Origin of the sequence: Slackia equolifaciens, from assembly GCF_003725995.1 — a bacterium.
Taxonomy (GTDB): Bacteria; Actinomycetota; Coriobacteriia; order Coriobacteriales; family Eggerthellaceae; genus Slackia; species Slackia equolifaciens.
This window is the reverse complement of the sequence record NZ_QIBX01000011.1, coordinates 1-15,643: the sequence shown is the minus strand read 5'-3', so window position 1 is coordinate 15,643 and position 15,643 is coordinate 1. Positions and strand designations below refer to the sequence as shown.

General features: G+C 60.3%; 7 protein-coding genes and 1 CRISPR repeat array. Of the genes, 2 read left to right on the top strand and 5 right to left on the bottom strand.

All coding sequences use genetic code 11. From position 1 onward, the window contains the following. Window positions 1-152: 152 nt before the first annotated feature. Window positions 153-1,901 carry an FAD-binding protein gene (locus DMP06_RS06835; protein ID WP_123209002.1) on the bottom strand — a complete coding sequence of 583 codons (1,749 nt, stop codon included), beginning with the start codon at window positions 1,899-1,901 and terminating at the stop codon, window positions 153-155. A gap of 254 nt (window positions 1,902-2,155) precedes the next feature. On the opposite strand from DMP06_RS06835, the gene DMP06_RS06830 reads away from it, so the two are divergent. Further along, on the top strand, window positions 2,156-3,598 hold the full coding sequence (locus DMP06_RS06830) for a helix-turn-helix transcriptional regulator (protein WP_161957856.1): 1,443 nt from the start codon (window positions 2,156-2,158) through the stop codon (window positions 3,596-3,598). 97 nt (window positions 3,599-3,695) lie between these two features. On the opposite strand, the gene DMP06_RS11575 is transcribed toward DMP06_RS06830, so the two are convergent. Together DMP06_RS11575 and DMP06_RS06820 are read right to left on the bottom strand one after the other, a co-directional pair. Further along, entirely contained in the window at window positions 3,696-6,533 is a 2,838-nt protein-coding gene (locus tag DMP06_RS11575; RefSeq protein ID WP_148042505.1) for a hypothetical protein, read from the bottom strand. A gap of 70 nt (window positions 6,534-6,603) precedes the next feature. Next, window positions 6,604-7,047 carry a hypothetical protein gene (locus DMP06_RS06820; RefSeq protein WP_123208999.1) on the bottom strand — a complete coding sequence of 148 codons (444 nt, stop codon included), beginning with the start codon at window positions 7,045-7,047 and terminating at the stop codon, window positions 6,604-6,606. Between the two features lie 284 nt (window positions 7,048-7,331). On the opposite strand from DMP06_RS06820, the gene DMP06_RS06815 reads away from it, so the two are divergent. After that, complete coding sequence (locus tag DMP06_RS06815) at window positions 7,332-8,387, top strand: hypothetical protein (RefSeq protein WP_123208998.1); 1,056 nt, start codon at window positions 7,332-7,334, stop codon at window positions 8,385-8,387. A gap of 25 nt (window positions 8,388-8,412) precedes the next feature. Here the strand turns inward: DMP06_RS06815 and DMP06_RS06810 are convergent, their stop codons facing one another. Then, window positions 8,413-8,778: a DUF2200 domain-containing protein gene (locus tag DMP06_RS06810; protein WP_123208997.1), complete on the bottom strand. Its 366-nt coding sequence runs from the start codon at window positions 8,776-8,778 to the stop codon at window positions 8,413-8,415. Between the two features lie 20 nt (window positions 8,779-8,798). Then, the gene (locus DMP06_RS06805; protein WP_245962416.1) at window positions 8,799-10,946 is read right to left on the bottom strand and encodes a Tex family protein; all 2,148 of its coding nucleotides are present in this window, start codon (window positions 10,944-10,946) and stop codon (window positions 8,799-8,801) included. Between the two features lie 318 nt (window positions 10,947-11,264). Further along, a CRISPR array of direct repeats spans window positions 11,265-15,193; the repeat unit is 33 nt; unit sequence GTCGCACCCCGCGAGGGGTGCGTGGATTGAAAT. Window positions 15,194-15,643: the final 450 nt, after the last annotated feature.

Below are 15,643 nucleotides of genomic sequence, written 5' to 3'. Positions count from 1 at the left end.
GGCAATCCGGAGAGGCGGCGCAATTAGGGGAATTCGCCATCATGTTCTTGCCCGAGCGAAAAAACGGGACGCCAGCGGTGTGGCATCCCGTTAAAGGAGGGACAAGTGTCGTCAGATGCAGAAAAGTGTGTTGGGCTTCGCGAGAAGCGTGCTTACAGGTTTGCTACCTGTTTGCCGCACAACATGCCGAAGGTTACGCAACGTCCCGCGTTAAGGCCAGCGGCCAAGTTCGGATAGGTGCCGTTGTAGTAGTTGCCTGAATCGTTGCCGATGACGTACAGTCCCTCAATTGGCTGGTTTTCGGCGTTAAGCGCCTGGAACTTCGTATTGATTTTGATACCGTCGAGCGTGCACAGAACCATACCGGAGAGTTTGCACCCGTAGTACGGGGGATTGCGCAGCTCGGACAGTCGCCAGGCCTCCTTGCCGTACTGAGTGTCTTCCCGAGCGTCATAGAGAGCGTTGTAATTCTCAACGGTTTGCAGGAATGTCTCCTTGTTGATACCGAACGCGTCGGCAATCTCCTCGAGTGTATCGGCTTTGATGATCAGGCCACTCTCCACCATCTCGTCGATGATCGCGGCAGTTCCATCCACGCCTTCGGGGTCCATCTGGTTGGTACCTTCGCGCTTGATTAGCGTCGAACAGCCGATGGTGCGGAAGCGGTCGATATCCTCGGGCCAATTGGAATCCCAGATGTTGAACCAGGCGCGCTGCGAGCTCTTCTGTGCAAGGGCATGGGGCAAAAAGTCGTACGGCGAGGACTCGTTGGTGATGCGCTCGCCCTCGATGTCCACCTTGAGGAAGGGCTGCGTCGCCATGTGGAAGTACGCGAAATCCATGTCGAAGGGACTACCGGGCAGCTGGTCGGGACGCATGAGGCCGCGGTCGAAGATCATGCAAGTGGGGTTGACGTCCTTGACGGCGCCCGCCCACAGGCATGCCTTGATGCCCGTGCCCTGGGCGTTGAAGTTGGCGAAGGGGACCACGCCGCACAGGCTCTTGGCGGAATCGGCCTGCAGCGCCATGAACATGTCGGCGTTGTTGGCGTAGCCGCCGGTCGCCACGATGACGCCCTTGGAGGCGTTGATGCGGATGTATTCGCCATCGGCGTTGGATGCGTAGGCGCCAACCACCTTATCGCCGTCCTTGATCAGGCACTCGAGGCCGGTCTGGTACCTGAGCTCGGCACCGTCCTGGGCGAGGAAGTTGCCCTCGATGAGTTTGTAGGTCACGCCCTCGGCGCTCGCCTCGTCCTTGCCTGCCTTGCCGTTGTCGAGCATGGCGCCATGCCCGGTGGGCCAGCACTTATAGCGGGTCTCATGAGGCGGCATGAGCCACTCGAGGTCGATCTTGCACTGATCCACGCCGTCACACAGCTCGCAGTACCAGTCAACAGCTTCGGCGGAATTGTCGGCCCACAGGCGATGCAGGTCGAACGAAGAGTTATTCAGCGAATAGTGCACCAGGTCGTTGCAGATTTCCAGGGGGTCGATGTCAATGCCGGCCTCCTTCTGCTTCTTGGAGCCCACGGCGCCGATGGCGGATCCGCGCAGACCAGTGCCCACCTCGTATTTCTCGATGAGAAGGGTTTTGGCGCCTTCCATGGCGGCGAAGTTGGCCGCTACCAAGCCGGAGCATCCGGCGCCAACCACCAACACCTCGGTGTCGACGGTTTCGACGCAGTCCTCGTCGGTGATAGCAGGCGCCTCACCCAGCCATGCGGGGGTGTCGCTCGTGGCGGCGGTTGCTTCGGTCGTACCCTCCGCAGGGGCGTCGCTCGTTTCCTCGGAGTTCGAGCTGGTCGAGGGCGAGCAGCCTGCCAATCCCATGGTGGCTGCAGCGCCTGCGACAAGCGCTCCTGTGAGGAAGTTGCGACGAGTCAGTTCGGTCTTGCTCATCCTTGTCTCCTTTCATTGCGAAAGGCGTCTCCCTCGCGTCTTTCGCATAGTCCCCGGATGTCGTCCGGCGGGGTTTCGCCCTCACCGGTATCGACTCCACTACTGTGCGTCTTTTTGCGCGCATGCGCCATCGTGTTAACACGTGAATTCTCGTTTTGCCAGGTCAAAAGCATCCCCTGTTTCACGTGAGTTGCTTATGGGGATGTATCAAACTAGAATGGCGCTGCAGAGGGGTTATGCGGTCGGAGGGAAATATGCTTGCTTGGGTTCGTTCGCTCGATTCGTTTCTGGAAAGGGCGAGGATTAGGTATTTCGGCCTTGGCCTACTGCTTGCCTGGGTATATTGCTCCTGGTTTTCTCATGGCATCTTTTCGGCCGATAATTCTGTGGCAGCCTTCACTACGCTGCGTACTTCGCTTTTGTTTTCGGCGGTGGGTTTGCTGGCGATTGTGTTTCGTCCACATAAAGAGATTCCGCTGAAGCCTCAATCTGTCTTTGCGTCTGCCGTGGTTGTTTCGGCGGCGACTCTTCTGTTCTTCATCGTTCCGTCGGGGCCGCTGCTTTTAGCGGTCAGCGCGATGGGCGGATTGGCTTCGGCATTGCTATGGGTCGCTTGGGGTGAGCTATTTTGTCGCATCGATCAGGAGACGGCAGAGTCATGCATTCCTTCGTCACTCGCGGTCTTCGTGCTCGCGGCATTGGTGGTGTACCTCTTGCCTTCGCCCGTATCGGGAGTGGTGTCGGCTCTGCTGCCGCTTGTTTCATGCATGATGCTCTTGCTTGGTGAAAACGCTCAACAAGAGGAATATGTGTTCCCCACGCCAAAGGAGCCATTCTCGCGTGTTGTCCTTCCTCTTTCCCGACTTGCGCTCTGCTCTATGGCGTGCAGCATCGCGACGGGTTTTGTGGTCACGGGGTTTCCTATGATGCAATTCACGGTGGAAGTGCAGGATTTCATCGTGTTCTATATCGCCGGAGGAATTTTGACGGGAGCTATCGCCATATTCGCTATTGCCCATACCAGGAGGATGAATTTCTCGTTTCTCTATGAGTGGGCGATTCCGCTTATCGTGTTTTCCTTATCGTTTTGCGCGTTGAGGACTCCGCTCTCCAACATGTGCGCGGCGGTTCTTGCCTGTTCGGCGGCGCTATGCGTCGAAGTGCTGTTCTATGCGATTTTCGCCCGCATCACTGCGCACAGGCTCTGCTTGCCAAGTGAGACATTCGGCATCTTTAGGGCGGTGGTCCAGCTGGGCTTTCTGCTGGGAGGTTTGCTGAATGCCTGGGCGACGCGGTCTGGTGCGGACGTGGTTGCTGTCTGTCTCTTCCTGATTTGTGCCTGTGTGGTTATGCTTCCGCTGTTCCTGCATTTGCAGGGGAGGTTCGACGAATTTAAGGGCGGAGGCGAATTCGCCGTCGACGGAGCTGCCATCGGCGACCAGGAGGAGACATCGGCGTACGGGCGTCAGGACGCTATGGACGAAATAGCCAAGGAATTCAAGCTTTCGGCACGCGAGGCTGAGGTGTTGCAGTATTTGGGTAGGGGCAGGTCGGTTCCCTATATGCGAGAAGCCATGATGATTTCCAAGAGCACTATCGAGACCCATATCAAGCACATTTATGCCAAGACCAATGTGCATTCCAAACAGGAGTTGTTGGATTTAATCGAGGCGCGCCTCGAGGAACACGCTCAGTGAGATGTCGGACGTTAGGGTTGGGCGCGTTCGAAATCGACATGATGTTGAGGGCCGAGCATGATGCTCGGCCCTTTGTGCTTCACGGGTCCAGAGAAGGCTACTTTCGGGAAGATGTGCGTTTGAGTGCGGCGATTGCGATGACTATTCCGGCGACAAGTGTGACGATAGCGGAGAATGTGACGAGAGGCGCTGCAAGGTCGTTCGTCGCGGCAATGGTTTTGTCGTTCGATGCGGCGTTATCCGTGCCGTTCGATTCATGGGAGGGGTTGCCAGGGTCTTCGGGCCGTTCGGGGTTGTCGGGCGTGTCGGGATCATCAGGTTGATCAGGGTCGCTTGGCTGGTTGGGATTGTCCGGCGTGTCCGGATTATCTGGTTCTCCTGGATTGTCGGGCACGTCGGGGTTGTTGTCGTCCCCGGGGTCTTCGGGGTTGTCCGGGTTATCAGGCTCGCCGGGGTCGTCTGGAACATCGGGCTCATCCTTCGGCGCGTAGGCGAGTTCCAGGACGCCGTTGTTGCCCAGGCGCGCGCGGAGGAGCGGCTTGCCCAAAGCGGTGTAATCGCTCAAAGAAAGCTGCTTGGTGAACGGGGCGGATTCGGTTGCGTTGGGGTTCTTGGTATAGTCCTCCACGAGCGTCGACAAACCGAACTTCGGCGTATGGGCGAGCGCGCAGTATTGCCCGGAATCGTCAGGTGCGAAATACTGCGAAATCTCATCCGCGTTGGCGCCTATCGTATAGGGGACGTAGGCTGTTGACTCGTGCGCGGGCGCCGAAGAATCGGGCGTGAGCCCCGAGGTTTCGAAATACGTATCCTCGTAATAGTAGGTGGAATTTGCCTGGGGCGTCGATGTGAGCGGTTCGAGCTGATCGGCCGTGGGTTGCGCGCCTTCCGCAACTGTCTGTCCTGGTTTGAGCTGGAATAACGGCGTATCACGTAGGAACGAATAGTAGCCATTCGTGCTTGCCGTGATGGTCGACATGACGGATTCGGGCGTTATCCCCTCCGCCCCGCCGCCCTTGAACGCAGCTTCGTAGAGACGCAGTTCGCCCGATTCGTCGACCGCTTCGTCTCCTAATGCGGCCTTGATTTCATCGGGGGCGACCTCCTCGCCCGCCATGACGCGTTGCGCAATCTGGGCGGCGTCTTCGCGCGGGCCTACTTCGAACACGAGCCTTATGGGGGAAAGCTGTGCCGCGTCATCGCTCAGCTCCATGGCCGCACTGCCGTCGGTGCGCTGCGTGATGTAGCACTTCAGCGCCGGGATGCTCTGTGCAGGAATGGAAAGCAAAAGCTCCTGGTTTCCTGTTTTCAGATTCGTTTCAACCATGACCACGAAGTCATAGAGCGGCACATCGGCGCCGGTGTATTGGTTCTCCAGGTTGCCGATGTAGAAGTACGTCTGGCATACGGCGGTCGCTCCTGCGGATTGCGCTGCCTCGATTTTCGTGCGGGCGTCGTCGTCGGCCTTCTCGCGCCAATGGCCCGATTCGACGGCGGAAAGCTCAGCCTTCGAAGCGAATGTGTACCCTTGAGAATCGCTGGGCACCATGGCGTGGTCGTCGTCCACGTACCAAGCGGCGAAGTTCGAGAAATCGGTCTTGTTCGAATAGGCGATCTGTCCGTCGGTGAACGCGTCGTAGAGCAGGTTGTATGCGCCCCATCCCAGGCTGTAGCGGGAGTTGAGCGAATACATGAGGTATTGAACCTCGTGGTATGCTTCGATGCCCCACGGGTCTGCGAAGCTTGTCGCCACGGCGGCGGCAGCAAGGGACCCGTCCAGGAGGCGTCCCTGGAACTCGATGCCGCTCACGCGCTTCACGTCCATGTACGGGCCCAGGTTGTCCTGGATGTGGAATCGCTCGGCCGGGTCGATGCTTGCGGAGGGCGAGAAATTCACCGGCGAGTTGTATTCGATGTCCAGCATGCGGTCGACCGCGGCGTTGAACGAGTCGGGGAGGGCTCCCGCGTCCGTCGCGGCGAAGTATTCGGTGGCGCCGTGAAACGCGTAATCGTTGTCGGGACTGAGCAGGCTTTTCATTGGGTTAGGGAACGTGATGTCACGCGTCTGCAGGTCGCCTTTGCCGGCGGAATACAGCGAGAGCGTGACGGAGGCTTCGCCCGCTTCAGCCGCCTGGGCGTAGGCGGCGCGCGCCTCGCTGATGTTGTCGCACAGGTTGGTTCCCAGCGCTTCTCCCGTACCTTCGATTTCGTCGTTCGCCTGCTCCTGGGCTGTTTGGAGCACGTATTGTCCCATCGCCTGGGCGTCAAGGCCCACTGTGTAGAGGCTCAGAGAGGCATCGGATGCCGCGTACGTCTGGTTCACTCGGTTGATTTCGTACTGCATCGTGAGCAGCGTGGCAAGCGCCACGTCGGTGCCGTATCCGATGTTGTGCCCGGTGGGAAGCGACCCCAGAAAACCGCCGTCACCCTGCGCCTCGCCCTTGTAGACGGGCGGCTCTGCGATGTTCACGTTGGCTGCCGTGGCGACCTCGGTGCCCATCACTACGAGTTCGGGCGCGCGCGGGTTGTCGGCCGTGGCCTGGGTTCCGGCGTCAGAAAGCGTGTCGCCTGCGAGTGCGATGGCACGCTGAAGGTATGCGTAGCCGCCGAACTTGCCGTCTGTCGTTGCCGTGTCCGACGTGTCGGGCGTTGCGACGATGTGGAACCCGGGCTTTCCTCCCACCGATTTCGAGAACGTGATGTAGTCGCCCGCATCGTTCGGTGTGTAGGTGTCCAACGGCATGAGCACGGTGGCGTCGATGGAATAGCCGATCACGGCGATGCGCGTGGGCTCAGCGGGCCCCATGTCGTCGGAGTTCTCATCCATGAGTCGGCCGATTGCCTCATTGAGGGCGGTAGCAAGGTATTCGCCATAGGGCTTGCCGTTGTAGGTGTAGGAGCCGAGCGTCGAATTGAGGCTTATCACGAACACCACGTCGTGCGGCGCCGTTTGTTCGGTGCGTATGGCGGCGGCGGATGAGATGACGGAGAGCCCCACGAGGAAGTCAAGATCGGGGTCGGCGAGCGTTGGGGTCTACGATGCCCGCTGCCTGGGCATCGGCGGATGTGGCGTAGACCGATTTGTCTACCCAGATGCGTCCGACGTCCTGCGTGGACACGCGGAATCCGTCTTCGCTTGCGGGGTCGCTGAACATGTTCTTCCAGGTCGCTGAAGTGTCGGGGTCGGCGATTTTGGACAGATGGGGCGCGGCGGCTGAGGACGACGCATCGGTCGCCGGAGGGGTTTCGCTCTCGTTGGATGAGTCGATGGCGCTTTCGGATGATGAGTTTGCGGCGTCTGGTTCGGGTGCCGCAAACGCCGGAAGAGCGGCGAGCGGCGACAATGGCAGCAACGCGAACGTCATCGCCATAATCGCCAGAAAGATGCCTGGCATGCTGTTGGGCCTGTTGGCGCAGTGACGTTTGGCGTCCAAGGAAATGCGCTTCATGATGCCTCGATTCCGGGCGGCCGCTTACTTTTCGGAAATACATCTAGGCGCGCCCTGTAATCGAATAAGCGTAGGTCACGACCTCGGGTTTTCGGCAAGAGCGAAATGGTCCTGCGAGGGCGGCGCGCATTGCGGTATGGTGAGCGCTTAGGTCCTTTGCTCGCTTGGTGCGTTCCGCGCAAAACGATTCTTGATGCGCGGCATTACTCCCGGGCGTGTGATTTCACCGATTTCGCCAAGCATGGCTGCCTCATCGCGGCGGCGCAGCGCTAGTATCGCTATTCATGGAATCCAAGGAGAACATCGCGAAACACGAAGCAGCGGAGCACGCACCTGAGCCTTCGCGCTCCAAGCCAACGCCGCTGTTCGTGAGCTACGCCGTACAACTGGTGGTCCGATTCGCGCTTCTTTGCGCCGCTGTGTATCTGTTCGTCACGGATCGCGAAGCGCTCAGCCCGTCGCGCACGTTCGGGCTGCCGGGCGGGTTCAACTTCATCGATCTCGTGTCCATCGCGTTGGCGGCGGACTTCCTGACCAAGTTTTTCGTGCGTGCGCCCATTTCCTCGGGAAGCCTCAAGCAGTATCGCATGTACCACATTCCCACGGCGATTACGTTCAAAGGTGGGCGCGAAGGCCTGCAAGCTCAGTTTCAATACATCGCTGACCTGGGTAAACGCTTAGCGGAAGAGGGCAGGACCGCATTGTCCGAGACGCTCGCGGCACTTGCCGAACGCGGCGGGTCTATCGTCTCGTTCGCACGCAGGCTGCTCAACAACGTGGACTTTCTGAACGTGTTTTCGTTCGACGAAAAAGACCTGGCAGTGGATAAATCGCTACGCGCCGTGCTTTATCGTGACCGCACGCGTGAAATCGTGCCGGTTATCGTGTTCTGGATTGCCCTCAATGTGATTGGGGCGGTCACGCTGCATCACTTTGGCGTGCTTAACGAGCGCACGGCGATTCTGTGGTCGCTGATTTACTTCGTGTTCGACATGATTTGCGTGGTGTTCTGGTGCCCGCTGCAGCTGTTCCTCATGCGCAACCGCTGCTGCACTACCTGCCAGATTTTCAATTGGGACGCCATCATGGTGGCCACGCCGCTCGTGTTCGTAGGCGGTTGGTTCGGATGGCTGCTGATTGCGATGGCGCTGGTCATCCTCGTGCGGTGGGAGCTTGCCGCCATTCGCCACCCCGAGCGTTTCGACGAGCGCACCAATGCGCGTCTTACGTGCGCCCAGTGCGAGGACAAGCTGTGCTATCTGCGTAAGCCGCTGGCAGCCAAGGTACCCCGCGCCGACCTGCGCGAACTCTTGGCCGCCGATGAGGATAGGGAACGGTAGCGCGCCGCCTTCGCCGTCGAGGGGGCTACTTCGCATCAGCGCTTCGGAGCACCTTTTCCATCGGGCGGCCTTTGGCAAGTTCGTCCACGAGTTTGTCCAGGATGCGGATGTCGCGCATGAGAGGGTTCTCGATTTCCTCTACGCGTACGCCGCAGACTGCGCCGGTCACCAGGCTGCGGCGTGGATTCATGCAGGGAGCCCGTTCGAAAAACTCCCGATACGTGGCATCTGACTGCGCAAGCTCATCGATGGCTTGCGCGTCGTAGCCTGTGAGCCACGCGGTCACTTCGTCCACCTCGGCCTTCGTTCTTCCCTTGCGTTCCGCTTTGGCAACGAGCAGGGGATAGACCTTGGCGAACTTCATCGAGAAGACCTTTTCTTCAGATGCCATAGTTGCCGCCCTTCTTTTGACTATTTACCTTGCACCATGGAGAGCGATATCTTGCCGCGATCGCGGTCGATGCCGATTATCCATACGGTTACGGTGTCGCCCACGCTCACCACTTCGCTGGGATGCTTGATGAAGCGCTCGGCCATTTTAGACACGTGTACCAGCCCGTCCTGCTTCACGCCGACATCCACGAACGCGCCGAAGTCTACCACGTTGCGCACGGTGCCGGTGAGCTCCATGCCTTCGCGCAGGTCGTCGAGGCTTTTGACCGAACGGCTGAACACCACCTCCGGAGCATCGTCGCGCGGATCGCGCCCGGGTTTTTCCAGCTCGGCAATGATGTCGCGCAGGGTGGGCGCGCCGCATTCCAGCTGAGCCGCCATCGCCTCCACCTTGCCCACGCGCTCGGCCACGTGGGGAATGCCGCCCTGGGCGAGCGCAGATGGCTTGAGCCCAAGACGTTCCAGCAGGCGTTTTGCCACGTCGTAGCTTTCGGGATGCACGCTTGTGGCATCGAGCGGGTTGGCGCCGCCCCCGATGCGCAGAAAGCCTGCGCAGTTGGTGAAGGCCTTGGGCCCCAGCTTGGGAACCTTCTTGAGCTGAGCGCGGCTGGTAAAGGGGCCGTGCTCTTCGCGGTAGGTCACGATGTTTCGCGCGACGGTGGGAGTGATGCCCGACACGTAGCCGAGCAGGCTGGCGCTCGCGGTGTTCAGGTCGACGCCCACGCTGTTCACGGCGTCTTCCACAACCACGCCCAATGCACGGCCCAGCTCGGTCTGGTCGAGATCGTGCTGGTACTGGCCGACGCCGATGGAGGCGGGTGGAATCTTCACCAGCTCCGAGAGGGGGTCTTGGAGACGGCGGCCCAGACTCATGGCGCCGCGCGTGGTCACGTCCAGATCGGGGTATTCCTCGCTTGCGAGCTTAGAGGCCGAGTACACCGAGGCTCCGGCTTCGTTCACGATGGTGTACCGCACGTCGGGCGCGCTCTCGGCGATGAAGTCGGACACCACCTCCTCCGTCTCGCGGCTGGCGGTGCCGTTTCCGATGACGATGGTGTTGATGCGGTGTTTACGTACGAGTGCGGCCAGCGTGCGCTTGGTGCCCGCGGCATCGGAGCGCGGCGGGGTGGGGTAGACGGTGGTGTAGTCAAGCAGCTTGCCGGTTTCGTCCAGCACCGCCACTTTGCAGCCCGTGCGGTACCCGGGGTCGAGGGCGATTATGCGGGCGCCGCGCACGGGGCGCTGCAAAAGGAGGCTCTTGGTGTTTTTGGCGAACACGGCGATGGCGTCTTCCTGGGCGCGTCGGGTGAGTTCGGCGCGAAGCTCGCGTTCGAGCGAGGGCGCCATCAGGCGCTTGTAGCCGTCGGATACGGCGGCGTCCAGGGCGTCTGCGAAGATTCCATGGCGGCGCGGCATGCGACGAGAGAGGCGTGCGATGGCGGCGTCCTGGTCAACCCGCACGTGTACGCGCAGCTTGCCCTCCTTCTCGCCGCGGTTGATGGCCAGCACGCGATGGTTGGGGATGCGGCGCGTGGGCTCGGAAAAGTCGTAGTAGGAGTCGTAGACCGTTTTTTCGGAGGAGTCGGTAGCCTCCACGTCGAGGCTGGCTGTCTTGTGGGTGAATGCTCGCAGGTCGGCGGTGTTTTCGGGGTCTTCGGCCACCACTTCCGCCACGATGTCTTGGGCGCCCTGGAGGGCCGCTTCGGGCGTGGCGTAGCCTGCATCGGCGTTTACGTAGCGGGCTGCCATGGCAAGCGGATCGCCTTTTGCGGTGGACTGCAGGAGAATGAGATTGGCCAAGGGCTCAAGACCGGCGTCGCGCGCCTTAGATGCGCGGGTGGCACGCTTCTTCTTATAGGGTTTATACAGGTCTTCCACGCGTTGCATGACCGTGGCGTCTTCGATGGCGGCGCGCAGATCGGGCGTGAGCTTGCCCTGCTCCTCGATGGCGCGGATGACCTCTTCTTTGCGGGCTTCCAGGTTGCGCAGGTAGGTCAGGCGCTCGTCGAGCGTGCGGAGCGTGGCGTCGTCCATGCCGCCGGTGGCCTCTTTGCGGTAGCGCGCGATGAACGGGATGGTTGCCCCGCCGTCGATCAGGTCGATGACGGCCTGGATGCGGGCGGGCGCGATGCTGAGCTCGCGGGCGAGCGCGGTGATGATGTCCAATGGTGCTCCTTCGCTGGTGGTGCAGATGCGGTGTATCCGCAAATTGCGTCGCGATGGTTTTGAGTCTGGAAAGTGGATGCGACGGGATATTATAGAATGCGACAGCCTTTCGACGGCAAAGGAATGAGTTGCTGTGCGGGAATGTTCAAATTTGGTCAAATGCGAACATGGGGCAATCATGCGCGATGCGTGAGGTTCGCACCTTGCGTAGGAGCAGAGAGGTTGGCAGGGGAGCACATATCGACCCAAGTGAAGCGCTTTTGCTTCGTCGTTTCCGATATTTTGTAAGGCATGCATTTTTCTGTACAATATACTGCGGTCGCACCCCGCGAGGGGTGCGTGGATTGAAATTTTGGTTGATTGGATTCGCGGTTGTCCATGGCGGTCGCACCCCGCGAGGGGTGCGTGGATTGAAATATCGACCGTTGTTTCGGGGACGGGATCGTCATTCAGTCGCACCCCGCGAGGGGTGCGTGGATTGAAATATGGGCGTTCCCCGAGTCCGTTACTGGCTCTCCGGTCGCACCCCGCGAGGGGTGCGTGGATTGAAATTTTCGACGGAAGAACGCGATTCATGAAAGTCTGGTCGCACCCCGCGAGGGGTGCGTGGATTGAAATATGCTCAAGATGATGTGCGACTGGTCGAACGGGGTCGCACCCCGCGAGGGGTGCGTGGATTGAAATTATGACTGCATCGAATGCGAATGCGGCGAAGTCGTCGCACCCCGCGAGGGGTGCGTGGATTGAAATCAAGCATGAGGCTGATGTCAGACAAGCGCAAGGCGTCGCACCCCGCGAGGGGTGCGTGGATTGAAATTTCCACTCGAACACGGACACGGCCAGGTCGTACGTCGCACCCCGCGAGGGGTGCGTGGATTGAAATACAGGCGACCGAAGCGACGCACTCGTCTACGAAAGGTCGCACCCCGCGAGGGGTGCGTGGATTGAAATTATCATATCCCTAAATATCCCTAATGTCCGCTAAGTCGCACCCCGCGAGGGGTGCGTGGATTGAAATTCAAGGCCCTCTATCGGATTGAGGCCTTCCTTCTCGTCGCACCCCGCGAGGGGTGCGTGGATTGAAATTGGGGACGCCCACTCGCTCGAGGAAGGCGCCCTATGTCGCACCCCGCGAGGGGTGCGTGGATTGAAATCGGAGTCGGTCATGTTGACGTCCTCCACCACGGTCGTCGCACCCCGCGAGGGGTGCGTGGATTGAAATTCCTCGGAAAGCTCCTCGATCGCGTAGGGCGAAAGTCGCACCCCGCGAGGGGTGCGTGGATTGAAATAAGACGCTCATCGAGGGCGCGGATCTCCCCTTCGGTCGCACCCCGCGAGGGGTGCGTGGATTGAAATTTTCCTTGATGCCCACGCTCCGTCCTTTCTCTTCGGTCGCACCCCGCGAGGGGTGCGTGGATTGAAATCGGCGAGGTTGTTCGACTCGACCAGCTCCATCCTGTCGCACCCCGCGAGGGGTGCGTGGATTGAAATTTGACAACCACGCCGAACTTCACGGACTTCGCAGTCGCACCCCGCGAGGGGTGCGTGGATTGAAATTCGGGCATCAGGTCGCCTTGCGACACCAGGATGGATGTCGCACCCCGCGAGGGGTGCGTGGATTGAAATAACGCCTTAACTCCTCCAGTATCGTTCATTAGGCAGTCGCACCCCGCGAGGGGTGCGTGGATTGAAATTATACGATGCATCCAAGCATGCCATTTTCTCCAGGTCGCACCCCGCGAGGGGTGCGTGGATTGAAATCGAGGACCCCCTCTCCCTCCCCGCGCAGCAGCTCCGTCGCACCCCGCGAGGGGTGCGTGGATTGAAATAACGACCAGGTGTTGCAGCGCATCGACTACGAGATGTCGCACCCCGCGAGGGGTGCGTGGATTGAAATAACGACCAGGTGTTGCAGCGCATCGACTACGAGATGTCGCACCCCGCGAGGGGTGCGTGGATTGAAATTCGACCGCCCCGTTCGTGGTGTCGATGGTGTCGGTCGCACCCCGCGAGGGGTGCGTGGATTGAAATCTGCCAGGTCTTCGTTTGGTCGTGAGCGCCTGCGTCGCACCCCGCGAGGGGTGCGTGGATTGAAATGGAGCCATAAGCGCGGCAGCAGCTGGACTGATTGGCGTCGCACCCCGCGAGGGGTGCGTGGATTGAAATCCCGCCTACACCGAGTGGCTTGAGGAGAACGTGGAGTCGCACCCCGCGAGGGGTGCGTGGATTGAAATACGGCAAACGGCTCAAGCTGGAGCGACGGCAAATGTCGCACCCCGCGAGGGGTGCGTGGATTGAAATATCGCCATCGTATGCAGTTATATACAACCGCGAAGTCGCACCCCGCGAGGGGTGCGTGGATTGAAATAAAGTCTGCGAAGCTATGCCCGTGGAATCCTCGGCGTCGCACCCCGCGAGGGGTGCGTGGATTGAAATTCGTTCTGACAGCTCCCATACGTGAGGCTTAGCGTCGCACCCCGCGAGGGGTGCGTGGATTGAAATCTTTGATGACCTCCTCGCCTTTCATGGCTCTCCTCGTCGCACCCCGCGAGGGGTGCGTGGATTGAAATTCGGTCGATGCGGTTGTTGTCGTGGCGGACGTTCGTCGCACCCCGCGAGGGGTGCGTGGATTGAAATTCGTACGCTATGCGCGCCACCATGGCCTTCAGCGTCGCACCCCGCGAGGGGTGCGTGGATTGAAATTCACGTACGTGATCGCGGGCGGTTCGAACCTGCGTCGCACCCCGCGAGGGGTGCGTGGATTGAAATATGGAGCATCGAGTGCGAGATAGGAGAGGCCGTCGTCGCACCCCGCGAGGGGTGCGTGGATTGAAATTACGCGGGCGATGGGCGGATGTACGCCAACGAGCAGTCGCACCCCGCGAGGGGTGCGTGGATTGAAATATCCTGCACGGAGTGCTTCCGGACGGAATGAGCTGTCGCACCCCGCGAGGGGTGCGTGGATTGAAATATCTCGGCGATGAGGGCGTTGTTCACCTTGCGGTGTCGCACCCCGCGAGGGGTGCGTGGATTGAAATAGGCTTACGGCATCAATCGCGGATACAGCGACCAGTCGCACCCCGCGAGGGGTGCGTGGATTGAAATACTGACATGTTGTCGTTTTCTGCTAGGCTAGAGCGATGTCGCACCCCGCGAGGGGTGCGTGGATTGAAATTTCGACGGCCACGAGCGCTGGCGCGACACGGAGCCGTCGCACCCCGCGAGGGGTGCGTGGATTGAAATCGACGAATCAAGTCACACTGCCGCCGCGAAGGCCGTCGCACCCCGCGAGGGGTGCGTGGATTGAAATAAGAGCATCGGCGTCACCGATGGATGGCTCGAAGGTCGCACCCCGCGAGGGGTGCGTGGATTGAAATCTAGCTGGGGAAACTCTGATGCCAGGCCGTACAGTCGCACCCCGCGAGGGGTGCGTGGATTGAAATTACTGCAGCCCGCCCATCGGCGGACCGTGCTCGGTCGCACCCCGCGAGGGGTGCGTGGATTGAAATTCCGGAAAGCGGCGAGTGCAGGGAGGTCGACTGCGTCGCACCCCGCGAGGGGTGCGTGGATTGAAATTATGCCAAGGAGCGCTTGTGTCGTTACGCGCCGGGTCGCACCCCGCGAGGGGTGCGTGGATTGAAATTTCCTGCGCATGAGCGCGTCCAACTGCTGGGCCGTGTCGCACCCCGCGAGGGGTGCGTGGATTGAAATAAGCACGTGGTCGAATGGGAGCGGGCGAACGGCGTCGCACCCCGCGAGGGGTGCGTGGATTGAAATTGCGTGATGCCGGTCGGGATTGCGCCGTACTTGCGGGTCGCACCCCGCGAGGGGTGCGTGGATTGAAATTCAGGCATCTCCGGCATCGTCACGGACGCCCTAAGTCGCACCCCGCGAGGGGTGCGTGGATTGAAATCGCGTGCCGTAGCGCTTCGGGGACCGGAGCCCCTGTCGCACCCCGCGAGGGGTGCGTGGATTGAAATTTGTGGAGAAGTACGGGGAAGACCCAGAAGCAGGTCGCACCCCGCGAGGGGTGCGTGGATTGAAATGTCATCGACGAGGCGGAGCGCGCGGTGCTCGGAGTCGCACCCCGCGAGGGGTGTGTGGATTGAAATGAAAAGATAGCCACCATGATTAAGCTGAACGACAGTCGCACCCCGCAAGGGGTGCGTGGATTGAAATTGCGTGTACGCCCACGCGGGGCTGGAGGCGATAACGTCGCACCCCGCATGGGGTGCGTGGATTGAAATCACTGCCCCGAGGGCTTTTTGTACCCGTTGGGCGAGTCGCGCCCTGCAAGGGGCGCGCGTATTGAAGCAGCACGTCGGTGCCACCTATGCGCCGCGGTTCGGGAGGCAAAGGGATGGTCTATCGATCACGCCATGGCAGAGTCGGAGGATATGCTGTGCTCGGTATTGCGGAGGCGTTTCGTAAAGAGTGTGTTCGGCATGATGGAAGAGTCCTGCGCCTTCGTGATTGCGGGAAAGATGGCAAGATATTAATGCGGTACATATGATTGATGCCATACGTAATATGCGTTTGAGAAAGAATGCTTAACCCATGTACCTTTTATGCGTTGTGTTAGACCGCTTTGGATACTGGGACTTTTCCTATAATCTTTCTTGCTTAGATAGCAGGCGAAAGCGAAGGAGCTCCTATGGTCACCAAGGATGATGCGTGTTGGATAATCGGCCTTTCCG

Coding starts and splice junctions, on each gene's coding strand:
- DMP06_RS06835 (WP_123209002.1), bottom strand. CDS start 1,901: ATGAGCAAGACCGAACTGACTCGTCGCAACTTCCTCACAGGAGCGCTT.
- DMP06_RS06830 (WP_161957856.1), top strand. CDS start 2,156: ATGCTTGCTTGGGTTCGTTCGCTCGATTCGTTTCTGGAAAGGGCGAGG.
- DMP06_RS06820 (WP_123208999.1), bottom strand. CDS start 7,047: ATGAAGCGCATTTCCTTGGACGCCAAACGTCACTGCGCCAACAGGCCC.
- DMP06_RS06815 (WP_123208998.1), top strand. CDS start 7,332: ATGGAATCCAAGGAGAACATCGCGAAACACGAAGCAGCGGAGCACGCA.
- DMP06_RS06810 (WP_123208997.1), bottom strand. CDS start 8,778: ATGGCATCTGAAGAAAAGGTCTTCTCGATGAAGTTCGCCAAGGTCTAT.